Source organism: Pseudoxanthomonas sp. 134C1, from assembly GCF_057773065.1.
In genome coordinates, this window is sequence record NZ_JBYMTH010000004.1 from 257,397 (window position 1) to 281,071 (window position 23,675).

A 23,675-nucleotide genomic window follows, 5' to 3' on the forward strand; every position below is an offset into this window, starting at 1 on the left:
GGCTCAGGCCATGCTCCGGATGATCCGGGCATAGTGAGCCGTACAGGCTTGCCATGACCACCGGCCAGCCAGTCCCTGGGCGGCGCTTCGCAGGGCGCGGAGCCGGTCGGGAGCGGCGGTTATGGAGGCAAGCAAGGTGCGTAGTTCCTGCGCCTGATCGAGGTGATGCTCGTCATGGATGAACACGCCATCGGGAGACGGATCCGCGAAACTGCCCGCGACTTCCGAACTCACCAGTACCGGGAGTCCGCAAGCCAGTGCTTCCTGGACCACGAGCGGAAAGCCTTCGCCCACGCTCGGAAGCACCATCAGGTCCGCCGCACGATACAGGTCCGCCAACTGTTCCGGGGTGAGATCGCTCCGCAGGGTCACATTGTCCATCGGGACGCCCCAGGAGGCAGGGCTTTGCGGGCCTTTGCCGACGAAGGTCCAATCGATGCCGGGAAGATCCATGCAACCACGCAACAGGTGGATGCCCTTCTTTTCCACGAAGCGCCCGACGAACAGCATTTTCAGCGTCTTGTCCCTGGGATGCTCCGGGACAGCGGGATGGAATGTCCCGTGATCCACGCCATTGAAAATGACGTCGTGATGATTCCTGAACTTCACGAATCCGGAAAAGTAGGCATGCACGGTAGGTGAAACAAATGCGACCGCGTCCGCGGACTTCAACATTCCACGAGAGACCGTCCGGTTGGCGAATCCATGCAGGAAGCGGAGCAGACCGGAATGGAACGGAATCGTGCCGATGTGCTGGGTGATCAGGATCTTCTTGCCGCGGACTTTGGCGAAGGTGAAAGCAGCGACCGATGACAGGTAGAGGCAGTCGTGGATATGGACCACCCGCGCCTTGCCGATGGCCTGATACAACTGTCGCAGACTGGAGAGGCCCCACAGCGGTGCCGGCAGGCCGATGGTTCTTTCGAGCGGATCGATAGATGCGGCACGGGTGACGCGAAGGCCCGGGACCGGAACCACGGGTGCCTCGCCCGCCGGTCCGCCTGCGAACCAGTGCAAGGGAAACCCTGCCTGGGCCAGTCGTTCCGACAGGTGGCCGGCGACCCGCTCAATGCCTCCTCCATGTCGGGGGAAAAAAGCGCTGACGACCACGACGGCGGGAAAATCCGGCGGCGTCATGTGGAAGACCGGGAACCCGTGGCCACGATTACGTATACCGCCGAATTCGATTCCCGGATGGTCGCCGGGGTCAGCCAATCCTCCAGCTTCATGCGCAGGTGCATGAAGCTGCAGATGACCGCCGACAGCCATTTGCCGGGTGGGCCGAGGCGGGACAGGATGGTGTGGTAGCCGATGGCCCGGAACTGGGTCGTCCAGGCCAATGGACCTACCAGCGCCTGGATGCTCTCGGGCACGAAGCCGCGATCCGTCAGTTCTCTGACCAGCCCATCACGGGTCCAGCGCCGATAGTCGGTCGGATGGGGGTGATAGAGCCAGGTTCCGTGCGTACTCAGCACCAACCGTCCTTCCGGCTTGAGCACGCGGCCGCACTCACGCAGATAGCCGTCGATGTCCCAGACATGCTCGAGTACCTGGACGGAGAGAACGCAGTCCACCGTGCCGTCATCGAATGGCAGTCGCTGATCCGAGGCCAGGACCACATCCACGCCTTCGCCTGCAGCGATGTCGCAGGCTACATAGTCGCCGAACAGCGGCGAGACGACTTCGCGATACGGCGCGGTCCCGGAACCGTAGTCGACCACGGTGCCCGCAGGCCGGGCCGCCCGCTGGCAGCCGGCCGTGAGCGCGCCTCGCAGCAGGTTCAGCGTATAGGCGTCGTGCTTCCAGAAAGGAGGCTTCAGTCTGCTATCGTCGTGCATCGGCAATCTCCACTCCAGGCCCGCCAGATCCATGGTTTCCCGCAGATCCGCCCCCAGATTCCTCGTCGTAGGCGGTCTCTGCTATGCCTTGAATTTCGTCATTCTTCTTGTTGCCACCGAAGTCGTACATCTTCACTACCTGCCCTCGATGGTGATCTCCATCCTGGTCGTCAACCTGGTGGGGTGGTGGCTCAACCGGACCTGGACCTTCGACGCGGGTGCGACCGAGCTCGCCACAAGTTTCATCCGGTATACGACTGCCTCGATGGCGAGCATGCTGTCCGCGCTGGGGGCCATGATCGTGATGGTTTCCCTGCTGGGCATTCATCCGCTTATCGCCAACGTACTCGTGGCCGCCGCCATGGTGGTGATCAATTTCTTCCTGCACCGGAATTGGTCCTTCAGGAAGAAAACGGATTCCTGCGAAACAGGGAAACATACTGGAGGCGATTGGTAAGCGCCCCCAGCAGCCCTCGATGGCATCTGGCCGGCCAGGTCCTGTGCATCTCCGACCAGCCCAGCGATTCCAGTACCGACTTCCACTCCCACGCCTGCTGATAGTTGTGCGGAGACGGAATTCCAAAGCGCCGGTTTCCCAGTTCATCGAGTACCGCGAGTGCATACTCGCCTGCACGCGTCCGGTAAGTATGATCCTTGATGAGGATGTACTTGTCGGAGACCCGGGCCAGTTCCCGCAGGCTGTCCTCGGGAGAAGGACAGTGATGGAGGACATCTATGGCATAGGCGATGTCGAACGACCTGTCCTGATAGGGAAGAGGCGTATCGCCACCGTAGAGAGTGGGAGTGAAGTGCACGACATCGCGCAGCTTCACGTCGATCGCCTCGATCCGATCGAAGCACTGCCGCTTCAACAACTGGGCGGCATACCAGCCATCGCCTGAGCCGAAATCCAGCGCATTCCTCGCTCCCTCCGCCATCGCAAGCGCGGTTTGGAACTCCTGCAGGGTCCTCTCCTTGTAACCGGTCATGGCAGCAGCCTCCTGCGAGCCGGAATCCGGATGGCTTCCAGCAGAAACGAGGTGATGAACAGTTCGCTGCCAAGCGAGAGGAAAGTGGTCGATGGGACCACCAGTCGCATGGTCTCCCTGGGATCCAGGGCACCGAATCCGGACCGTGCCCAGTCGATGAACGCGGAGGCGCTGATACCCAGCCCGGCAAGCAACAACAGCAGCGAACAGACGATCAGGAACTCCAGTGACGGCTGGTTCATCGCGCGATCGCTGGCGGGCGGCAACCATCCGTTCCTGATGCCGATGGACGTGGATAGGAAAGAGAACATGATCATCTGGAAACCCACCACCACCATGACGCCCGCGTAGGCCATGGTATGGATGTCCAGGCCGATATGGCCAATCACCACCAGGTTCGAATAGATGATCAGCATCAGGGCCGTACCCAGCATACTGAGTCCGATACCGGGGAACAGGAACAACCATCTGGGGCTGTGCAGGAACAGGAATTTGAGGTGACGCCACCCATCCCGCCAGGTGCGCAGGTGAGGAGGCCGGCTGCGGCCATCCTTGCGGAGCGTGGTGGGAACTTCGGCAATCCTGAGGCCGTACATCGAACTCTTGACGACCATTTCGCTGGCGAACTCCATGCCGTCGGAATTCAGGTCCAATTCCAGGATTGCATCGCGCCGGAAACCGCGCAGGCCACAATGAAAATCGCCGATGTCATTGCGATAGAACAATCGCCCGATGGCACTTAGCACGGGGTTCCCAAGATACCGGTGAAGGAAGGGCATGGCGCCAGGTCCGATGCCACCCTTGAACCGATTGCCCATCACCAGATCGTTGCCGGCCCGCAGTGACTGCAACATGAGTTCAAGACGGGAAAAATCGTAACTCTGATCGCCGTCTCCCATGATGATGTATCGACTGCGCGCGTGCTCGATGCCGGATTGGAGCGCGGCGCCGTACCCGCGCCTGTCTGCTCCTATGACTCGCGCGCCCGCCGCCAACGCGAGCTGTTGGGAACCATCCGAAGAACCGTTGTCGGAGACCAGAACTTCGCCGGAAATGTCCAGCCGTTTGAGAAAGGCAACCGCTTCCTGCACGCACGCGGAAATCGTCTCTGCCTCGTTCAGGCAGGGAATGAGGATGGTCAGTTCCAACGGGAGAGGCGTTTCCTCGAATGCCATTTCACTACTTCCGTTCATAGCGTTGCATCTCCGCCTCGAAGCCTGCGAAGCCCCGCTTCCCGTCATAGGGAAGCTTGCATTCGAACTTGCCCACATCGCGCTGCCAAGTATCGGGAGTCCCTACAAGAATCGGCTGAAACTGACCTGTGAAGGCATATGAAATGTACTTCTTTTCGTAGGAGAGGATAAGTACCGCACTGTCGTACTTCGGATAGATTCTCACCCACATGTCGTTCACCTTCTCTATTTGAGGGGCTAGTGGGTGGAAAATTTCCGGGCATGCCTGCTCGAATGCGTCGAATATGCGTTCCGCATTCTGTCGTTGCGCGACGTAGCGGGAAGGAGAGGTGATGACATCGCAAATGACCAGCTCTTCGGGCAGGGCTTCCTCGAGATGTCGATTGATCGGAATGTCCATTGGGGGAGCCGCATTGACGTTCGCTTCCTGGCAGGTTCCTTCCATGATGCGAAGATTCAGGCGATCCAGATAGTCATTGCCCCGACTGATGAGTGCTGCATCCGGAAGGCGTGTGTCGATGAGCGCGGGCCTCTGCAGCACGACTTTGATGTGCCCGGCATGCCTGCGGATGATTCGGAACAACCCTTCGGACGCCGGCCCTTGGCTGGGCAGGGAGTTTTGCCCATTTACCAGAACGACAAATGCGGACTCCGGGTGGACCCGCGTCACCAGTTCGGTGTGGGACTTCTGGGCGAGCGAGATGAAAAGATAGGGCTGTTCGGCAAGTTTGGTAGGCAGGTCGATGGACACCCACTCCTTGGACCACTGCTGGGAGTTCCATCGCTTGACGCCGGCGTCGTAGGTCACGAATGCCTGCAGGAGGAGCAGAAGCCAGCCTGCGAGTATGGCGTACCTGCGCGGCAGGAAAGTACCGAGCAGCAAGGTAGCAGCGGGGCCGAGGGCCATGAACAACGGAATCGCATAGCGTGAATTTCCGGATGTCATCAACCACAGAACATAGGATGCCACGACGAAGATCGCGTACTTCCCTGCATCCGGATATCTGAGGGGCGAAACCGTTCTCCAGTTCCGGCGTGCCAGCAGGGACAGCGCAGCAAGAGCAGCAACGATAACGAGCGCGACAGGTGCGAAGTTGGGAGCGGATACTTCCAGGTGAGACCAGGAATTGTACTTCGCCAACTCCAGCGGACTCAGCATCGCTTCGCTGAAAGTCGCGGGAACGAAGCGTCCGACGACTGCTGCATCGGTGGCATACAAAGGGGATTTGAACAGCGAGTTGAAAAAGGGAAACAGGGGATTTCCCGTGTATTTGTAGAGCAGAAAGCTCCAATAGCCCTGGAACACGGCCAAGCCACCAAGCAAGCCCAACCCGAATAAGAGGTTCCGGCCGAACCATTTTCGGGCGGTCTCCTTCAGCGGAAACGCCGCGCACGCGACAAGTGCGATGGCGAACACCAGATTGGTGAGTTTGACGGCAATCGCCGCGCCAATGAGTACTCCGGCGACGGCATGCGCAACGTTGGTATGCCTGGTCAGAACAAGCCAAAAAGCGCCGAGCACCAGTGCGGAACCTACCGGGTCGGTAAAAGTGGATCCGATATGCGCCAGCAGAATGGGGCAGATAAGGCCCACCAACGTGCCCGGCACCAGAAGCGGTAGCCGTTCCGGCCGACTGCGCACCAGATCCCGGCTGATCAGCAGCAGAAAGATGCCGTTTAGGCTGTGGACGGCGGCCAGGACGATGCCGGTGGCCAGACTGTTGAGCTGGGCTTTCTGCGCGAGCGCGAACGGCAGGAATCCGATGGGATTCAGGAATCCCTGCATGCCCGCGCCGAAGTAGTCCTGGTTGAAGCGATGTCCGAACAACGTCTGGGCCGCATACGCGTGATATGCGAAGTAGTCCCAAGGCGTGTCGCGACCGAGATACACGGAAATGCCTACGAGCGACAACGAGATCAGAAGTGCCAGGACAGGCACTTTGAAAGCGAACGTAATAGAGCGTGTCATGTGCGTAGCGCTGGTGTTCCCCGAAGGGGTTGCATCCCCGAACCGTCAAGTATCCTGTATGGACCGCGCAAGAAAAAAGCCCCGCATCGCGGGGCTTTTTCCGAAATCAGGAAGCTTGAATCACGGGCCTTGGCAGGTGCCGGGACGGTACTGGCTCGGGATGCTGCCGCCACAGGTCCAGGTGACCTGCTGGGTGCTGCTGTTCATCGTCGCGACCAGCGTGATGTTGCCGGTGACGTTCGGAATGGCGCGCGAGGTGGCGGTGATGGTACGGGTACCCGCGTCCCACGCAATGCCGCTGACATAGGTGGAGGACTGCTGTTCCGGCGTCCAGCTGGCGTTCGGCAGGCTGCCGGTACCGGCGGCGTACTCGGAGACGGCGGTGCGCGCGGCGGAAGCGGCCAGGATCACTTCGGAGACCTTGGCCTTCTTGGTGTAGTCCGAGTAAGCCGGTAGCGCGATGGCGGCCAGGATGGCGATGATGGCGACCACGATCATCAGTTCGATGAGGGTGAAACCCTGCATGTTCTTCTTCATGAACTTTCCCCTTTCAGGATTTGGCTTGGATGGTTAAGGACACTCCAGCCCCGTGTCCTTAAGCGGTGGACCGTGGGCGCCGTGCAAGACGACGCACGTGCTTCAAGTCACGTGCAGGATGTGTGCCAACTGTAAGCGCCTCTTTCCCCGTTCCTTGACGGCTCGCGGGAAAGACCCCAGACACCTAAGTCGAGATAACTATGACATCAATCTCGTTGAAGCGGTATCGGGAAAAGGGGGGATCAACCGCGGGAATGATCACAATCTGACAATTTGGCCGTGTGTTGACCGGCATCCGGGAGAAGGGCTTGCAGGTGAAAATATGCGGCACAAAGTGACAATTTGCGTCACTTTCCGGGTCGGAAGATTGACGCATGGGCGTCTGACGAGGGGGAATGGGGGCAGATGCGCAGGGCATCGGGTGCGCCCGTCTGTCAAACGGTCGTCGTTTTTCGACCGCCGTTCGTGGGGAGATCCGTAACAGCCTCGGACAGCCAGAGTGGGAATCGTGCTGAGCCTATGGCCCAGCGGGATGGGACCGAATGCGTTTTTTTGCTTTGTGAGCAGCGGATTACCGACCGGAATCGGCGTTGTTCTCCGTCGATGCTGCGGTCCGTGGAATGGCCTCCGGCGTGCGGGTCATCCTGATCCAAAGGGGAGTATCAAAGCGATAGCTTTGCATTGATAGGCATACACGACAAACCCCGCTTTCGCGGGGCTTGTCGTGTTGGGATTTCGTCAAGCGAATGGTGCGTGTGTGCTTTGTAGCACCACATCCACGCTCTGCGCTAGGTTGCTACTTATGCGCAACCATCGGGCTTGTATTGTGCGTCCATGTCGGATGTGCAGCTCCAGGCGCCATCAGCGTTGCGCGACAGTGTGATCTTCTTGCCGACGAACTTGCCTGCCACGCCATTGATACCCGTGCATTCAATGCCGGTCGCTGTGAGAGCGACGTTGCAGTAGGTAGTTGGATTCTTGATGTTGATGTAGCCGGCATCTGCTGCCGTCAAGGAGGGCGTCTTGCCCCTCGTCACTGCAAGTTCGAAGCCGGTCTTGCCAGGCGAGATTTCGGCGTACGCGGCGGTGGCCTGCGTCTTGACGCTGTAGTCCTGGTAGAGCGGCATTGCGATGGCGGCGAGGATGGCGATGAGGCCCACCACGATCATCAGTTCGATCAGGGTGAAACCCTGCATGTTGTTCTTCTTCATGTGTAACTTCCCCATGTTGCTTGCTTGGTGAATGACGGTGCATCCGTTGCCGTTCCGAAGCGGCGCCGGTGACGCGGCATCGATGGCGAATGCCCTTCGGGAGCGGCGAACGGAAGCCTGATTGAGCGCCTGTACTCGCACCCACCAATGTGGATAGTTCGGGATGCGGTTGTCTGGCGCGGCGGGAAGATATCGACGGATCGACGAGCGAATGACGGGAGAAGTTCACACTTTTTCGCAGAGTGAGGAGGCTCGCAATTGTGGCGACAAGAATCGTCAAGCTGTGTGCTGCGACGCAGTGGCCGTGCCGTGGTGCTGAAGTGAGTCGTGTGCCTTGAAGGCGTGATCCGGAGAGGCAGGCGCGGTCTTCCAATCTGCGGGTTCGCGGGTTGCTCGCGATGAGCAAAAAAAAGCAAATCCCCTCGATCCCCCCTTTTTCAGGAGGGGAGGGGCTGGGATTCCTTGCGAGGATTGCGCGCCGCGGTGTCGGGATGTCCGATGGGCGAGGCGAGCGGCCTGGCCGCTATTCCATGCCGAGCTTCTTCAGCTTGTAGCGCAGGGCGCGGAAGGTGATGCCGAGCTGGGCGGCGGCGCGGGTCTTGTTCCAGCGGTTGTCTTCCAGTGCTTTCTGGATGGCCGCGCGTTCCAGTTGTTCGATGTAGTTGGGCAGTGGACCGCCGGCAGGATCGATGTCGACGGGGGCGGTGCCGGGAACCGCACCGGCTACCGCCTGAGCGGGAGGCGCATCGGCGATACCCGCGCGCGGAGCGGCGGCGGGCTGGGGCAGGTAGAGGTCGCCGATTTCGATGCTGTGGCCGTCGGCCATCGCCAGCGCGCGTTCCAGGATGTTTTCCAGTTCGCGGACATTGCCGGGGAAGGGATAGCGGCGCAGTTCGGCCATGGCGTCGGGCGAGACCGAGGGTGCGTTGCGGCCGTGCTGTTCGGCGAGCCGGTCGAGGATGGTGCTGGTCAGTTGCGGCAGGTCGCTGGCGCGCTCGCGCAGCGGCGGCACCCGCAGTTCGATGACGTTGATGCGGTAGTACAGGTCATGGCGGAAACGTCCGTCGCTGGCCAGTTCGCCGATGTCCTTGTGGGTGGCCGAGAGGATGCGCACGTCCACCTGCACTTCCTGCGAAGCGCCGACCGGGCGCACGGCCTTCTCCTGGATGGCGCGCAGCAGCTTGACCTGCATCGGCAGTGGCAGCTCGGCGACCTCGTCCAGGAACAGGGTGCCGCCGTTGGCGGCCTGGAACAGGCCGGCCTTGTCGGCATGGGCGCCTGTGAAGCTGCCCTTCTTGTGGCCGAAGAATTCGCTTTCCATCAATTCGGCGGGAATCGCGCCGCAGTTGACCGGCACGAACGGACCGCTGGCGCGGGCGCCCTGCTCGTGGATGGTGCGGGCGACCAGTTCCTTGCCGACTCCGGATTCGCCGCGGATGTAGACGGGCGCCTGGCTGCGGGCGACCTTGCCGATGGTGTCGCGCAGGGTGGCCATGGCCGGAGAACCGCCCAGCAGGCGGCTGGCCTGTTCGGGCGGCGGCGCGGGCGCCGGCACGCGCTCGCTGTTGTTGAGTTCCAGGGCGTGCCTGACCAGTCCGCGCAGGACGGTCAGGTCCACCGGCTTGCTGACGAAATCGAAGGCGCCGGCCTTGAGGGCCTCGACCGCCAGTTCGATGTTGCCGAACGCGGTGATCATGGCGACCGGGGTGCGTGGGTAATTGCGGGAAATCTCGCCGACCAGTTCGATGCCGTTGCCGTCGGGCAGGCGCATGTCGGTGAAACAGAGATCGTAGCTGTTGCGTGACAGGAGTTCGCGCGCCTCGCCGAGGTTGGCCGCGGTATCGATGCGCAGGCCCATGCGGCCCAGCGTCAGTACCAGCAGTTCGCGGATGTCACGTTCGTCGTCGACGATCAGGGCGCTTCGGTTTTCGCTCATGGATCCCCCTTCAGCCCCTGTCCGTTCAGTGTACCGGCTGAACAGGAGCGCCCGCTAGTGTGACTCCGTTGATATGAAGGTTGTGGCAGGGCGGCGGATGCGCGCCTCCCTGGCCTGTGATGGCGGGCACTGTCGGGGCCGGCCGTGGCTGGAAATGAGCTTCCCCTTGTTCGAAAGGGGCGATTGAGGGGAACTTGCTTTTCAGCGCCGCGCGGAATCCCCGTCGCCGCGGGCGGGCCGCCCCCTTTGCCAACGAAGTCTGTCAAAGGCAGGGCAGTGGAAGACCCGAAGCAGGCTCCGACTCAGGCAGGCAGGAGCGCGTGCGGGCCGGGCAGGGTGATGCGGAAACAGCTGCCGCCGCCGGGGACCGGGACGTACTCCAGGGTTGCCTGGTTGGCCCGGCACAGCTCGCGGGCGATGTAGAGGCCCAGGCCGGTGCCGTGCTCGGAGGTGGTGAAAAAGGGTCGGAACAACTGGGCGGCCACGGCCTCGGGAATCCCCGGGCCTCGGTCCATGACGTCGATCATCGGGCGGTGGTCGGCCTGGAAAACCCGTACGCGTACCCGCGCCGACTCGCCAGGCAGGCGGCCATAGTTCATCGCGTTCTGCACCAGTACGGTCACGACCTGCTGCAAGTGACGCAGGTCGACCAGTGCCGGCACCGGGCGCGGGCCGATGACGGCTTCCAGGGTATCGGTCTCGATCGACAGCGATTGCTGGTACTCGTCGATGAAACGGCGGACGAAGGTGTTGAGATCCACGTGCTCGGGGCTGGCGCGTTCGCGCCGGGCCAGGCCGAGCACGCTTTCGACGATGCCGTTGGTGCGCTGGCACTGCTGGTGGATGATCTGCAGCAGCCGGCGGTCGCCATCGATGATCTGGCGGGACTCCTCCAGCAGTTGGACCGCGTAGTTGATGGCGGCCAGCGGGTTACGGATTTCGTGGGCCAGGCTGGCGGAAAAACGGCCCAGGGCCGCCAGGGTCAACGACTCGGCGCGGCGCGAGACCACCGTGGCGTCGTCCAGGAAGATCAGCGAGGTCTCGCTGTCGGCCAGCAGGCGCGCGAACCGGGGCTGCACCTCGGGCTGGTCCGGGGACAACTGCATGGGGGTGTCGTCCGCCTGCCAGCCATTGCGCCAGCGCTGCAGGCGACGGGCCAGTTCCGGCGCGGTATGGGTGAGCAGGATGCCGACGCCGTCGCGGGCGCCGTCGCCGCCGTCGCCGTCACCGAGCAGCAGGCTGGCGGCTTCATTCGCCAGCTTGATGTGATTGTCCGCGTCCACCACCAGGACGCCGGTGCGCATGCGGCGGATGATCAGTTCATTGATTTCGACCAGGTTGGCGACTTCGGCGCCGCGCTGGTCGGCCAGGGCTTCGCTGCGGCGGGCGCGCTGGCCGGCCTGGTGGGACAGATAGCCCACCGCCATGTAGCTGATGGCGAACATCATCACTTCGGCTATCGAACGATCGGTTCCGCCGTCATGGAGGAACGTCCAGCCGTACTCGGCGAACTGCATGACCACGGTCAGCCCGACCATCGCCACTGCCCAGCGCCAGGAAGGCATCAGCAGCGCGCCGGCGGCGATGTTGAACAGCAGCATCATCGCCACACCGGCGGTGGCGGCGGGCAGGGCATGGGTGATGATGGCCGCCGCGGTGATATCCACCGCGAGACCCACCACCACGGTCAGGGTCATCCAGCGCGGGCTGCGGACCAGCAGCAGCAGGACCGAAGCCGCCAGATAGGCGATGGTGACCACCAGCCCCAGCATGGGGTGGCGCTGGGAGCCGAGCAGATCGGACAGGGGGCTGAACACCAACCCGGCCAGCACCGCCGCTTCCAGGGTCCGGTACAGGGCGAAGAAATAGAGATCGCGCCGCGGTGCGGATTCGATGCGTCCCAGGATCGAATGGCTTTGCGGCAAGCGCGGACTCCCCCCGTCGGCGGTGACATCAGTATAGGCAGGCTGGCCCCGGCCCGGCGGTTTTGCGCCGTCCGGCCCGGTGGGCGACAATAGGGGGCTGGCTGGCGCCCGCCGGGCGGCCTGTGCACGTCCAAACGCGGTTTTCCGGGACGTCCGGCCTCGCTTACCTGTTCCCTACCCACGGTGACGCATGAATTTCCACGAATACCAGGCAAAACAACTGTTTGCCGAATATGGCATTGCAGTTCCGGCCGGGCGCGTCGCGCGCACGCCGGAAGAAGCGGTTGAAGCCGCGAAATCCATCCCGGGCGACCTCTGGGTCGTGAAGGCCCAGATCCACGCCGGTGGCCGCGGCAAGGCCGGCGGCGTCAAGCTGGCCAAGACCCTGGACGAAGTGAAGCAGTACGCCTCCGCGATGCTGGGTACCCGCATGGCGACCTACCAGTCGGCCGGCGTGGCCCTGCCGATCGATGCGGTGCTGATCTCCGAAGGCACCGACATCGCCAAGGAACTGTACCTGTCCGTGCTGGTCGACCGCGCCACCAAGGCCGTCACCTTCATCACGTCCAGCGAAGGCGGCGTTGAAATCGAGAAGGTCGCCGCGGAAACACCGGAACTGATCCACCAGCTGGACGTGAATTTCGTCCAGGGCCTGCAGCCGTACCAGTGCCGTGAAATCGGCTTCAAGCTGGGCCTGAACGCCAAGCAGGTCAACCAGCTGACCAAGATCATGATGGGCCTGTACAAGCTGTTCAACGAGAAGGATCTGGCGCTGGTCGAACTGAACCCGCTGGCCATTCTCACCAACGGCGATCTGGCCGTGCTGGACGGCAAGGTCAATTCCGACGACAACGCGTCCTTCCGTCATCCGGATCTGGTCGCCATGCGCGACAAGGCGCAGGAAGACGAGACCGAAGTGCTGGCTTCCGAGCACGATCTGAACTACGTGACCATGGACGGCGACATCGGCTGCATGGTCAACGGCGCCGGTCTGGCGATGGCCACCATGGACGTCATCAAGCTCAACGGCGGCGAGCCGGCGAACTTCCTGGACGTCGGCGGCGGCGCGACCAAGGAGCGCGTGACCACCGCGTTCAAGCTGATCCTGTCCAGCGACAAGGTCAAGGCGATCTTCGTGAACATCTTCGGCGGCATCGTCCGCTGCGACATGATCGCCGAAGGCATCATCGCCGCGGTCAAGGACGTGGGCGTCAAGGTGCCGGTGATCGTGCGCCTGGAAGGCACCAACGTGGAAGCCGGCAAGGCGCTGCTGCGCGATTCCGGCCTGGCCATCATCCCGGCCGACGACATCAACGACGGCGCCAAGAAGGCCGTCGCTGCGGTCAAGGCCGCCTGACCCCACGACGAGACTAGGAAGAATTCATGAGCGTTTTGGTCAACAAGAACACCAAGGTCCTCGTCCAGGGCTTCACCGGCCAGCAGGGCACCTTCCACGCGACCCAGATGGTCGAGTACGGCACCCAGGTGGTCGGCGGCGTGACCCCCGGCAAGGGCGGCACCACCCACATCGACCTGCCGGTCTACAACACCATGCGTGACGCGGTGCAGGACACCGGCGCCGACGCCTCGGTCATCTACGTGCCGCCGCCGTTCGCGGCCGACGCGATCCTGGAAGCGGCCGACGCCGGCATCAAGGTGATCGTGGCGATCACCGAGGGCATCCCGGTGCTGGACATGCTGCGGGTGAAGAACACCCTGAAGGGCTACCCGGGCGTCACCCTGATCGGTCCGAACTGCCCCGGCATCATCACTCCGGGCGAGTGCAAGATCGGCATCATGCCGGGCCATATCCACCAGCCGGGCAAGATCGGCATCGTCTCGCGTTCGGGCACGCTGACCTATGAAGCGGTCAAGCAGACCACCGACGTGGGCCTGGGCCAGAGCACCTGCATCGGCATCGGCGGCGACCCGATCAACGGCCTGAACTTCGTCGAGGCGCTGACCCTGTTCAACAACGATCCGCAGACCGAGGGCATCATCATGGTCGGCGAAATCGGTGGTTCGGCCGAGGAAGAAGGCGCCGAGTACATCGCCAAGCACGTCAAGAAGCCGGTCGTCGGCTTCATCGCCGGCGCCTCGGCCCCGGCCGGCAAGCGCATGGGCCACGCCGGTGCGATCGCCTCCGGCGGCAAGGGCACGGCGGAAGGCAAGTTCGCGGCGATGGAAGCCGCGGGCGTGACCACCGTCCGCTCGCCGGGCGATCTGGGTGCGGCGATTGCTGCTCGCCTGAAGTAAGCAAGACCATTTCCGCCTCTGCGGAATGGATGAAAAGCCGCCTTCGGGCGGCTTTTTGTTTGGGGAGGGTGGCGGGCTTCGGTTTGCCCCCACCCCGGCCCTCCCCCGCAGGCGGGGGAGGGGGCTTTGTGCGCGGGAGTGAAGAACGGACGTTGGTTGCGTGTTTGCGGAGTGAATGAAAAGTCGCTTTCGGGCGGCTTTTTTGTTTGGAAGGTGAGCAGATTGGCTGGCTCCAGTCTGTCCCCATCCCAACGGAGGCGGGGGAGAGGTGTTTGCGGGTACGGGTTGCCGGGATTTGTCGATTTGTTATCGAGGAGGGCTTGTTGCTCCTTCCCCCGCTTGCGGGGGAAGGTTGGGATGGGGGCAAGATGCCGACTCACCCGAGCACAGGACGTGCGCATGCGAAAGGGACAGAAGCGGAACGGGGCGCGCGAACTTCGCAAGGACATGACACCCGCCGAGCGCTGTCTGTGGACCATCCTGCAACGGCGTCAGCTCGAAGGCTTCCATTTCCGCCGGCAATGTCCCATCGGCCCCTACATCGCCGACTTCGCCTGCCTGGAGGCGAAACTGCTGATCGAAGTGGATGGCGGCCAGCACATGGACGCCGTGGCGGATGTACGGCGGGACACCTTCCTGTCCCGGGAAGGCTTCCGCGTCCTGCGCTTCTGGAATAATGAGGTCATGACGAACCTCGAGGGTGTTCGCGCGCTGATCGTCTCTCGGCTGGCGGATTCCCATCCCTGTCCCGCCTTCGCCGCCAGCCGGTGAAGGGCAGAACCCGAAGACCGACATGTCCCAGACCCTTCGCATCGCCCTGGCCCAGTTCGATTTCCCCGTTGGCGCGGTGGCGCAGAACGCCGAGCGCATCGCCGCGCAGATTGCCGAGGCGCGCGATGAGTACGGCGCCGATATCGTGCTGTTCCCGGAGCTGGCGATCAGCGGCTATCCGCCGGAAGACCTGCTGCTGCGGCCGCGCTTCCTGGCCGATTGCGAGACCGCGCTGCGCCAGCTGGCCGCCACCACCCACGGCATCGTCGCGGTGGTGGGTTGGCCCGAATCGGCCGGCAGCGTGGTCTACAACTCGGCGAGCGTGCTGCGTGACGGGCACCTGGAAGCGACCTACCGCAAGCGCGAACTGCCGAACTACGCGGTGTTCGACGAGCGCCGCTACTTCGATGTGGACCCGAACGGCGAGACCTGCGTGTTCGAGGTGAAGGGCGTGCCGGTGGGACTGATCATCTGCGAGGACCTGTGGTTCCCCGAGCCGCTGGCCGCCACCGCGCGCGCCGGCGCGCAGTTGACCCTGGTGCCCAACGCCTCGCCGTTCGATCGCGACAAGCATGCGCAGCGCGACGCGCTGCTGGCCGAGCGCACCCGCGAATCGGGCCTGGCGCTGGCTTATCTGAACGTGGTGGGCGGGCAGGATGCGCTGGTGTTCGACGGCGCTTCGGTGGTGGCTGACGGCGACGGCACCGTGCATCCGGCCGCGGCCGCGTTCACCGATCAATGGCTGGTGGTCGACTACGACCCCGAGGGTCGTCGCTTCAGCCCGGTGCTATGGATGGACGATGGCGACGAGAGCCGGGACGCGCTGGCCTGGCGCGCGATCGTGCGCGGCCTGCGCGACTACTGCGGCAAGAACGGCTTCCGGAAAGTCTGGCTGGGCCTGTCGGGCGGCATCGACTCGGCGCTGGTGCTGGCGTTGGCGGTGGATGCGCTGGGCGCGGAAAACGTCACCGCCGTGCGCCTGCCTTCCCGCTACACCGCCGGGCTGTCCAATGATCTCGCGGCCGAACAGTGCGAGGCATTGGGGGTGAAGCTGGAGACCATTCCGATCGAGGCGCCTTTCAAAGGGTTCCTGGAAACGCTGGGGCCGCTGTTCGCCGGACTGCACGCGGATACCGCCGAGGAAAACCTGCAGTCGCGCAGCCGCGGCGTGATCATGATGGCGCTGAGCAACAAGTTCGGCGGCCTGCTGCTGACCACAGGCAACAAAAGCGAGTACGCGGTCGGCTACGCGACCATCTACGGCGACATGTGCGGTGGCTACGCGCCGATCAAGGATCTGTACAAGACCGAAGTGTTTTCGCTGGCGCGGTGGCGCAATACGGTGGGTGGGGCGCCGGTGATCCCGCCGGCGGTCATCAGCCGTCCGCCATCGGCCGAGTTGCGCGAGAACCAGACCGACCAGGACTCGCTGCCGCCCTACGACGTGCTGGACGCGATCCTGTTCCGCCATGTGGATCTGGAGCAGTCGCGCGACGAGATCGTCGCCGCCGGTTTCGACGCCGCCACGGTGGATCGGATGCTGCGTCTGGTCCGGATCAACGAGTGGAAGCGCCATCAGGCCGCACCCGGGCCGAAGATTTCGCGACGTGCCTTCGGCCGCGAACGGCGGTACCCGATTACCAACAAGTACGGCAGCTGAGCGGGACGGCGGTTGGTCCGACGCCGGCTCCGGCCGGCGTCGGGCGATGCCCATGGCGGGGTGGCTTCGGTTTGCCCCCACCCCGGCCCTCCTCCGCAGGCGAGGGAGGGGGACATGCCTTTGCTCCTTCCCCGCTTGCGGGGGAAGGTTGGGATGGAGGCGCTGTTCCCGAGAGAGCCACCCACAAAAAAAGGGCCTCGCGGCCCTTTTTTCATCAACGCATCCGGCAGGAAGCGTTTCGTCAGTCCTTGTCTTTCTTGTGGACCGCGGCGCCGCTGGCCGGCGATTTCTCGCCCGCGAACGGATTGAGCTTGCGGATGGCCCACGGATACTTCGGCCAGTCGCCGGTCAACCAGGGATGCTTCGGATCATTCAGCTGCAGGACCCGGCGGGCGTCGTCGGCCAGGGTCTTGTTGCCCAGGCGGGTGTAGGCCTCGCCCAGCACGGCGACCGCGTCGTTCTGGTACTCGCTCTGCGGATAGGTCTCCAGCAGGTAGCGGGCGCGGGTGGCGGCGGAAACCCATGCATCGCGGCGGATGTAGTACAGCGCGGTGTCCATCTCGTGGCGCGCGAACTGGTTGCGCAGGTAGACCATGCGCTGGCGCGCGTCGGCGGCATAGCGGCTGTTGGGGTAGCGCTCGGCGACGATGCTGAAATCGTTGTAGCCCTGCATCGGCGTGGACAGGTCGCGGCGGCTGGCGTCGAGCTTCCAGACCCGCTGCAGGAACACCGCGTCGCGGGTCGAGTTGGACAGGCCGCGCAGGTAGTACATGTACGGCACGTTGCGATGGGTCGGGTAGGTGCGCAGGAACTTGTCGATCGAGGAAACCGCGTCGTCCAGCTTGCCGGCCTTGTACTGGGCGTAGGCCGATTCCATCAGCGCCTGTTCGGTGTACGGGCCGTACGGGTACTGGGCCACCAGCGCGCGGAAGTTGGTCTGGGCGCGTTCCCAGTTGCCGCTCATCATGGCCTGATGGCCGGTTTCGAACATCTGCTCTACCGGCTGGGCTTCCACGGGGCCCTTCTTGCGCTTGAACATGCCGCAGCCGGTGCCGGTGGCGACGATGACGAGCAACAGCAGGCCGATGCGGGCGACGGCGGTGAAACGGGTGGAAGCACGCTGGGTCATGGGCTGGCGGCAACGCCGCGGCAGGGAAACAGGCTGTCGATGATAGCCTAGGCGGTGCCCAAGCCATGAACAATCGGCGAACATCCCCGGTTTCCGCCGCCCCACCCCTGATGACCGATACCCTTCCCGCCGACGCGCCGCGCACCGCGCACGTGCCCGAATCCGCCGCCGGCCGTCGTTTCGACGCCGTGCTGGCCGAACTTTTCCCCGAATTCTCCCGCTCCCGCCTGGCCGAGTGGATCAAGTCCGGCGACGCCCGCCTGGACGGGCAGGCGGTCAGGCCGCGCGACTCCGTCCGCGGCGGCGAGCTGGCCAGCCTGGCCGTGGTGCTGGAAACCCAGACCCGCGCCGAGCCGGAAGACATCCCGCTGGACGTGCTGTACGAGGACGAGCATGTCTTCGTCCTGGACAAGCCGGCCGGGCTGGTGGTCCACCCCGGCGCCGGCAATCCGACCGGCACCCTGGTGAACGCGCTGCTGCATCGGGATCCGTCGCTGAACACGCTGCCGCGCGCCGGCATCGTCCACCGCCTGGACAAGGACACCTCCGGGGTCATGGTGGTGGCGCGTACCCTGCCGGCCCAGACCGCGCTGGTGGAGCAGTTGTCCTCGCGCGAGGTGCACCGGCAGTACCTGGCGGTGGTGGTCGGTGCGATGGTCTCCGGCGGCACCGCCAATGCCCCGATCGACCGTCACCCGCGCGATCGCCTGAAGATGGCGGTGCGCGACGACGGTCGCGATGCGGTCACCCATTACCGCCTGCGCGAGCGCTTCCGCGCCCACACCGCGCTGGAATGCCGGTTGGAAACCGGCCGTACCCACCAGATCCGCGTGCACATGGCGCATATCCGCTATCCCATCGTCGGCGATCCGCTGTACGGCGGCCCGCTGAAGCTGCCCAAGGGCGCGGGCGAGGACCTGGTGGCGGCGCTGCGCGGCTTCCGGCGCCAGGCGCTGCACGCCGAGACGCTGGAGTTCCGCCATCCGATCAGCGGCGAACCGGTCAGGGTCTCGGCGCCGGTGCCGGCGGACATGCTGGGGCTGATGGCGGCGCTGCGCGCCGATGCCGAGACGCACCGGGGATGAGCGCGATCCTTCCGGCCGACTGGCCGGCGCCGGGAAGTGTCCGCGCGTTCACCACGCTGCGGCATGGCGCGGGCCGTTCGCAGGCACCGTTCGACAGCTTCAACCTGGGCACGCGCTACGGCCAGTACCGCGATGATCCCGCCGTGGTCGAGACCAACCGTGCCGAACTGATCGAGCGTTTCGGACTGCCGTCGCCCCCGCGCTGGCTGCATCAGGTCCATGGTACCGGCGTGGTGCGGTTCGCGCGGGACACCGCGCAGGACGAGCCCGATGGTGATGCCGCCGTCACTACCGACCCGGGCGTGGTCCTGGCCATCCTCACCGCCGACTGTCTGCCGGTGGTGTTCGCCAGCGACGACGGGCGGGTCATCGGCGCGGCGCACGCCGGATGGCGCGGACTGGCCGGTGGCGTGCTGGAGCGGGCGCTGGAGGCGATGCGGGTGAAGCCGGACCGGGTGGTCGCCTGGTTGGGGCCCGCCGCGGGGCCGCAGGCTTACGAGATCGGTGGGGAAGTGCATGACGCTTTCGTCGGCGCGGACCCGCGCGCCGCGTCCGCGTTCGTGCCGACCCGTCCCGGCCACTGGCGCGTGGATCTGTACGCGCTGGCGCGGCTGCGGCTGGGGGATGCGGGCGTCGGCCGGGTCCATGGCGGCGGCCTGTGCACGATCACCGATGCCGAGCGGTTCTATTCGCATCGCCGCGATGCGCAGACCGGCCGGATGGCGACCTTGATATGGATGCAGCCGTAGCGCCTGGTGCGGCCGGGCCCCAGCCCCTGTTCGCCGATCTGCTGGGAGATGAGTTCGCGGCGCTGCCGGTGGTGGTGCGCCGATTGCACCTGCGCGCCGGCCCGGCGCGGTATCGGGGCGAAGTCGAGGTGCGGCGGGGACAAGGTCTGTTGTCGCGCCTGTGTGCCGCGGCCACGCGGCTGCCGCCGGCGGGAAGCGGCGCCATCGCGGTCGATATCGACATCCAGCCGCGGGCCGAACGATGGGTTCGCCACGTGCGCGGGCATGCGATGCCCTCGCGCCTGTGGGGCCAGGACGGCCTGCTGTGCGAGCGGTTGGGGCTGGTGCGATTCGGGTTCCGCCTGCGCGTGCGCGAGGACGGCATCGAGTGGACGGTCGAACGCGTGCATGCGCTCGGGATTCCGCTGCCTGCGGGCTGGTTCCGTGGCGTCCAGGCGCGGGAATCGGCGCGGGGTGATCGCTATGCCTTCGATGTGCGGGCCGCGCTGCCGGGCATCGGCCTGCTGGTGCACTACCGGGGTTGGCTGGATGTCGCCTGAGGCGGACGCCGCAGCGGGCCAGGCGGTCATCGTGTTCGATGGCGCCTGCGTGCTCTGCAATGGTTGGGTGGATTTCCTGCTTCGCCACGATCGCCGCCGGCGTTACCGCTTTGCCGCGATGCAGGGAACGGCGGGAAGCGCGCTGTTGGCGCGGCATGGGCTGGATCCCGATGATCCGGCCTCGTTCCTGTTGCTGGAAGATGCGCGGGCGTGGACGGACACGGATGGAATCCGTCGCGTCCTGGCCGGTCTGGGAGGTGCCTGGACGCTCGCGCACCTGATGGTGCTGGTGCCGCGTCCGGTACGCGACGCGCTCTACCGCCGGCTCGCGCGCAACCGCTATCGCTGGTTCGGCACCACGGCGTGCAGGATGCCGGACGAAGCCGAGCGCGCGCGCTTCCTGGACTGAAGATCGCCCCGTTTGTCGTCATTCCGGTGAAGGCTGGAATCCACGGGGCGTTCGGTGACGGGATCGTCGGGTGGAAGCACGCCGGGTCCCGGCGTTCGCTGGGAGGACGTGCGTTCGTGAAACAAGGTCTGATCGGACGGGCGCCCCACCCGTGACTCTGGCCAGCCAGCTTTCGTCGGGGCGTGCGGTTGCCGCGCGGTCCCGTTCCGCGGCACCCGCCCGATCAGTGCGGTGAAGCCTCCCGCGCCCGGCGCGGGAGGCCTGTACTTCAGAAGCTGTAGCGCACGCGCGTGTAGTAGTACGCGCCGTTGCTGCCGATCGGGGACAGCACGTCGTAGGGCAGGTTGCCGAAGTAGTAGATGTCCTGGTTCGACAGGTCCGGATACTCGTCGGTCAGGTTGAGGCCGCCCAGCGCCACGCTCCATTTCGGGCTGAAGCGGTACTCCACCTCGGCGTCCAGCTGCCACTTCGCCGAATAGGTTTGCTCCGGCTCGAAGCCGCCGCCGAAGTTGAAGATCCGCTTGGCGCTGCCGTGCCGGGTGGCCCGGCCCAGCAGCGACCACTTGTCGTTGTTCCAGTTGGCGCTGAGCACGCTGCGGGTGCGCGGCGCGGCGTCGGTCAGGGTATTGCTCTCCTCGATGCCGAACAGGACGTAGGAGGGATCGATCGCCAGCAGTTCCGACGGCGTGGCGGTGATGCGCTTGATTTCGGTCTTGGCGTAGCTCCAGGTGCCGGTCAACTGCAACTGTCCGCCGCCCAGTGCCTGCCGCCAGTTGGCGACCAGCTCGCCGCCCTCGGTACGGGTGTCGGCGGCGTTGATGAAGAAGTTGACGCTCTGCACGCCGGGTACGCCGAAGTTGTCCTGCACGAACTCGGTCAGCGCATCGCCGCTGATGCGTTCGGTCAGCGCCACGCGGTCGTCGATGTCGATGCGGAACACGTCGAACGACAGGTCGAAGTGTTCGCCGATGCGACTGGTGAAGCCCAGGCTCAGGTTGACCGACTTCTCTGGTTGCAGGTCGCGGGCGCCGAGCGCGCGCGCGATCGGATTGTTGACCGACAGCAACCGGCCCTGCAGCAGCTGGCCGGAGGCGTCGTAGCCGGTCGAGGTCGATTCGAAACCGATCTGGCTCAGCGACGGGGCGCGGAAGTTGTTCGACACCGAGCCGCGCAGCGCGAAGGCCGGGACGAATTCATAGCGCGCCGCCAGCTTTCCGGTCAGTTCGCCGCCGAAGTCGTCGTAGTGCTCGTAGCGCGCCGACACGTCGGTGAAGAACTTCTCGCCGAACTGGCTGCTGAGCGTGGCGTACACGCTGGCGACATCGCGGCTCAGGTCGGCGGTGTCCTGCGGGGTCAGGCCGCCGCCGGCCTGCGAGCCTGTCGGACGATCGGTGTACGGACCGGCCGCATAGGAGGCCGGATCACCGGCGCCGGTTTCATAGTCCTCTCGGCGGAACTCGACGCCGGTCGCGAAGGTATGCGCGCCGAACACGCGGCTGACGTCGAAGTTGAACAGCGCCTGCCGGAACTCGTAATCGCCGGTACGGAAGCGGGTGGGGCTGCTCGGCCCCAACGATGCGTTGAGCGAGTTCTTCAGCCGGTAGGTGAACGCGTTGCGGCCGTAATTCAGGCTGGCGTCGTAGTCCCACTCGCCCCACTGGCCGCGCAGGCCGGCGACCACGGCGGTGTCGCGGTTCTCGCCCAGCGACAGCGGGCGATAGCCATTCGGATAGATCTCCTTCCAGTTGGCCACGCCGTCCGGGTAACGGAAGTAGTTGGCGCCTTCCGTGTCGCTCTGGTGAAAGGTGCCGAAGGCGTAGAGTTCCGCGTTGTCGCTGATCGGCAGTTCCGCGTTGAACCAGCCGTTGATGTCCTCGGACTCGCCGTCGCCCAGCCAGTAGTTGCGCTTGCCGGCCAGGGCCAGATTGTCCGGTGTCTGTTCCTCGAAGAAGGGAATCTGATCGAAGCCGGCGCGGTTGGTGCCGTTGCGCCGCTTGTACTCCAGGCCCACGCGCAGGAAGCCGCCTTCGCTGCCCAGCGCGGTGCCGACCTGGCCGCTGAAGAATCCGGCCTGGCCGTCTGTGACGGTGCGGCGGATCGGCTCGACATCGGTATGGTGCGCGCCGTAGCTCAGTTCCAGCGCGCCGCCTTCGGGCGCGTCATTGAGGATCACGTTGATCACGCCGGCCACCGCGTCGGAGCCGTATTGCGCGCCGGCGCCGTCGCGCAACACCTCGATGCGCTTGATCGCGCTGACCGGGATGGCGTTGAAATCGACCGGTGTATTGCCTTTGCCGATTTTGCTGTCGGTGTTGACCAGCGCGCTGGTGTGGCGACGCTTGCCGTTGATCAGCACCAACACCTGGTTGGGGCTGAGGCCGCGCAACTGCGCGGCGCGGACGTGATCGGCGCCGCCGGAGTTGGACTGGCGCGGGAAATTGAACGACGGCAGCAGCGCCTGCAGGGCGCTGCCGAGTTCGCCATTGAGGACGCCGGCCTTGCGGATGTCCTCGGCGGTCAGCACATCGACCGGCGCGGTGGATTCCAGCACCGTGCGGTCCCGCGCGCGGGTGCCGGTGACGATGACGGTGTCCAGATCGGTGGTGCCGGCGCCGGCGTCCTGGGCCAGGGCGGGAGCGGAGAGGGCGAGAGCGATGGCGACGCCGAGCGGCGCCGCGAGGGGACGGGACATGGAAACTCCTGGAGCGATACGGGAAATCGGGGGGAGGGGCGTGACGGACCTGAGGCCGCCGACGCGGGTCAATGGCGGATGGCCATCAACAGGAACAGCGGATCGGGTGGGAATGCATGCGTTGGGGCCTTGGGGGAGGCGGGACAGTCTAGATCTAACTATCCATCCGGATAAAGCGATATATTAGCGCCCCGGCCCGGAACTGGCCGCACCGCGGTCATGGCCGCTGCCCATCTGCTCATGCCGACGGGTTATTTCGGTGCGCGGGTTCCCAGGCCGACAGTACCGTTCCCCCACGGAGTCGTTCCATGCGCCTGCGCGTCACTTTGCTGTTGTCCCTTGTCCTGGCGCTCGGCGCCTGCGCCACCACCCCGACCGGAACCACGTCCGGCACCGCGCCCGCGCCGGTCACCGCCACCTTCCAGGGCGACGCCACCCGTCCCGCCGAGGCCCAGGGCTGGGTCCGCAGCGAGCTGTATTTCGGCGTGGGCACGGAAGGCGATGCGGCCAGCAACATCAGCGAGGCGCAATGGCGCGCGTTCCTGGACAAGGAAGTGACGCCGCGTTTTCCGGACGGCCTGACCGTGTTCGACGCTTACGGACAATGGCTGTTCCGCGGCAAGGACGGCCCGGAGCGGTTGAACTCCAAGGTGCTGGTGATCCTGCACGAGGACAGCCCGCAGCGCCGGGCCGACATCGAGGCCATCCGCCTGGCGTGGAAGCAGGCGACGCGCCACCAGTCGGTGCTGTGGTCGCGCCAGCCGGCGGAAGTTTCGTTCTGAGGGCA

Annotated in this window: 21 protein-coding genes; 10 read left to right on the forward strand and 11 right to left on the reverse strand. The window is 64.9% G+C overall.

Annotated elements, in window-relative coordinates:
• Nucleotides 1–3: 3 nt before the first annotated feature.
• Complete coding sequence (locus AC3DEZ_RS10445) at nt 4–1,137, reverse strand: glycosyltransferase family 4 protein (RefSeq protein ID WP_488388146.1); 1,134 nt, start codon at nt 1,135–1,137, stop codon at nt 4–6.
• Nucleotides 1,134–1,838: a class I SAM-dependent methyltransferase gene (locus AC3DEZ_RS10450; RefSeq protein ID WP_488388147.1), complete on the reverse strand. Its 705-nt coding sequence runs from the start codon at nt 1,836–1,838 to the stop codon at nt 1,134–1,136. The genes AC3DEZ_RS10445 and AC3DEZ_RS10450 overlap by 4 nt, the downstream gene beginning before the upstream one ends.
• A gap of 31 nt (nt 1,839–1,869) precedes the next feature.
• Between AC3DEZ_RS10450 and AC3DEZ_RS10455 the strand changes: the two genes are divergently transcribed.
• Nucleotides 1,870–2,295: a GtrA family protein gene (locus AC3DEZ_RS10455; protein ID WP_488388148.1), complete on the forward strand. Its 426-nt coding sequence runs from the start codon at nt 1,870–1,872 to the stop codon at nt 2,293–2,295.
• Here AC3DEZ_RS10455 and AC3DEZ_RS10460 read toward each other — a convergent pair.
• The 7 genes from AC3DEZ_RS10460 to AC3DEZ_RS10490 all read right to left on the reverse strand — a co-directional run bounded on the left by AC3DEZ_RS10460 (nt 2,240) and on the right by AC3DEZ_RS10490 (nt 11,598).
• Nucleotides 2,240–2,827, reverse strand: a complete 588-nt coding sequence (locus AC3DEZ_RS10460) for a class I SAM-dependent methyltransferase (RefSeq protein WP_488388149.1) — start codon at nt 2,825–2,827, stop codon at nt 2,240–2,242. The genes AC3DEZ_RS10455 and AC3DEZ_RS10460 overlap by 56 nt on opposite strands.
• Complete coding sequence (locus AC3DEZ_RS10465) at nt 2,824–3,975, reverse strand: glycosyltransferase family 2 protein (RefSeq protein ID WP_488388150.1); 1,152 nt, start codon at nt 3,973–3,975, stop codon at nt 2,824–2,826. Before AC3DEZ_RS10465 ends, AC3DEZ_RS10460 begins: the two co-directional genes overlap by 4 nt.
• 31 nt (nt 3,976–4,006) lie before the next feature.
• A complete protein-coding gene (locus AC3DEZ_RS10470) occupies nt 4,007–5,989 on the reverse strand; it encodes a glycosyltransferase family 87 protein (RefSeq protein WP_488388151.1) in 1,983 nt (660 codons plus the stop codon).
• A 120-nt stretch (nt 5,990–6,109) separates the two neighbouring features.
• Nucleotides 6,110–6,526, reverse strand: coding sequence for a pilin (locus AC3DEZ_RS10475; protein ID WP_447103268.1), 417 nt, complete (start codon nt 6,524–6,526; stop codon nt 6,110–6,112).
• Nucleotides 6,527–7,326: 800 nt separating this feature from the next.
• Complete coding sequence (locus tag AC3DEZ_RS10480; protein ID WP_488388152.1) at nt 7,327–7,737, reverse strand: pilin; 411 nt, start codon at nt 7,735–7,737, stop codon at nt 7,327–7,329.
• 523 nt (nt 7,738–8,260) lie between these two features.
• Nucleotides 8,261–9,673 (reverse strand): sigma-54-dependent transcriptional regulator, encoded by a 1,413-nt coding sequence (locus AC3DEZ_RS10485; RefSeq protein ID WP_488388153.1) that lies wholly within the window; start codon nt 9,671–9,673, stop codon nt 8,261–8,263.
• Nucleotides 9,674–9,975: 302 nt separating this feature from the next.
• A complete protein-coding gene (locus AC3DEZ_RS10490; RefSeq protein WP_488388154.1) occupies nt 9,976–11,598 on the reverse strand; it encodes a sensor histidine kinase in 1,623 nt (540 codons plus the stop codon).
• A gap of 190 nt (nt 11,599–11,788) precedes the next feature.
• Between AC3DEZ_RS10490 and sucC the strand changes: the two genes are divergently transcribed.
• From sucC to AC3DEZ_RS10510, 4 genes are all read left to right on the forward strand, one after another.
• Entirely contained in the window at nt 11,789–12,955 is a 1,167-nt protein-coding gene (gene sucC, locus AC3DEZ_RS10495) for an ADP-forming succinate--CoA ligase subunit beta (protein ID WP_488388155.1), read from the forward strand.
• 26 nt (nt 12,956–12,981) lie between these two features.
• Complete coding sequence (sucD, locus tag AC3DEZ_RS10500) at nt 12,982–13,854, forward strand: succinate--CoA ligase subunit alpha (RefSeq protein WP_141455714.1); 873 nt, start codon at nt 12,982–12,984, stop codon at nt 13,852–13,854.
• A 399-nt stretch (nt 13,855–14,253) separates the two neighbouring features.
• Nucleotides 14,254–14,625: an endonuclease domain-containing protein gene (locus AC3DEZ_RS10505; protein ID WP_488388156.1), complete on the forward strand. Its 372-nt coding sequence runs from the start codon at nt 14,254–14,256 to the stop codon at nt 14,623–14,625.
• A 22-nt stretch (nt 14,626–14,647) separates the two neighbouring features.
• Nucleotides 14,648–16,285 carry an NAD+ synthase gene (locus AC3DEZ_RS10510; RefSeq protein WP_488388157.1) on the forward strand — a complete coding sequence of 546 codons (1,638 nt, stop codon included), beginning with the start codon at nt 14,648–14,650 and terminating at the stop codon, nt 16,283–16,285.
• A 241-nt stretch (nt 16,286–16,526) separates the two neighbouring features.
• On the opposite strand, the gene AC3DEZ_RS10515 is transcribed toward AC3DEZ_RS10510, so the two are convergent.
• A complete protein-coding gene (locus AC3DEZ_RS10515) occupies nt 16,527–17,414 on the reverse strand; it encodes an outer membrane protein assembly factor BamD (RefSeq protein ID WP_447103261.1) in 888 nt (295 codons plus the stop codon).
• A gap of 110 nt (nt 17,415–17,524) precedes the next feature.
• Between AC3DEZ_RS10515 and rluD the strand changes: the two genes are divergently transcribed.
• Genes rluD through AC3DEZ_RS10535 form a run of 4 tightly spaced genes read left to right on the forward strand, consistent with a single transcriptional unit; the run spans nt 17,525 to nt 20,196 of the window.
• A complete protein-coding gene (rluD, locus tag AC3DEZ_RS10520; RefSeq protein WP_488388158.1) occupies nt 17,525–18,499 on the forward strand; it encodes a 23S rRNA pseudouridine(1911/1915/1917) synthase RluD in 975 nt (324 codons plus the stop codon).
• Nucleotides 18,496–19,248: a peptidoglycan editing factor PgeF gene (gene pgeF / locus AC3DEZ_RS10525; protein WP_488388159.1), complete on the forward strand. Its 753-nt coding sequence runs from the start codon at nt 18,496–18,498 to the stop codon at nt 19,246–19,248. The genes rluD and pgeF overlap by 4 nt, the downstream gene beginning before the upstream one ends.
• Nucleotides 19,233–19,787, forward strand: coding sequence for a DUF4166 domain-containing protein (locus tag AC3DEZ_RS10530; protein ID WP_488388160.1), 555 nt, complete (start codon nt 19,233–19,235; stop codon nt 19,785–19,787). The genes pgeF and AC3DEZ_RS10530 overlap by 16 nt, the downstream gene beginning before the upstream one ends.
• On the forward strand, nt 19,777–20,196 hold the full coding sequence (locus tag AC3DEZ_RS10535; protein WP_488388161.1) for a thiol-disulfide oxidoreductase DCC family protein: 420 nt from the start codon (nt 19,777–19,779) through the stop codon (nt 20,194–20,196). Before AC3DEZ_RS10530 ends, AC3DEZ_RS10535 begins: the two co-directional genes overlap by 11 nt.
• Before the next feature lie 268 nt (nt 20,197–20,464).
• Here the strand turns inward: AC3DEZ_RS10535 and AC3DEZ_RS10540 are convergent, their stop codons facing one another.
• Nucleotides 20,465–22,888, reverse strand: a complete 2,424-nt coding sequence (locus AC3DEZ_RS10540; protein ID WP_488388162.1) for a TonB-dependent receptor plug domain-containing protein — start codon at nt 22,886–22,888, stop codon at nt 20,465–20,467.
• Between the two features lie 308 nt (nt 22,889–23,196).
• Between AC3DEZ_RS10540 and AC3DEZ_RS10545 the strand changes: the two genes are divergently transcribed.
• On the forward strand, nt 23,197–23,670 hold the full coding sequence (locus AC3DEZ_RS10545; RefSeq protein ID WP_488388163.1) for a DUF3574 domain-containing protein: 474 nt from the start codon (nt 23,197–23,199) through the stop codon (nt 23,668–23,670).
• Nucleotides 23,671–23,675 lie beyond the last annotated feature (5 nt).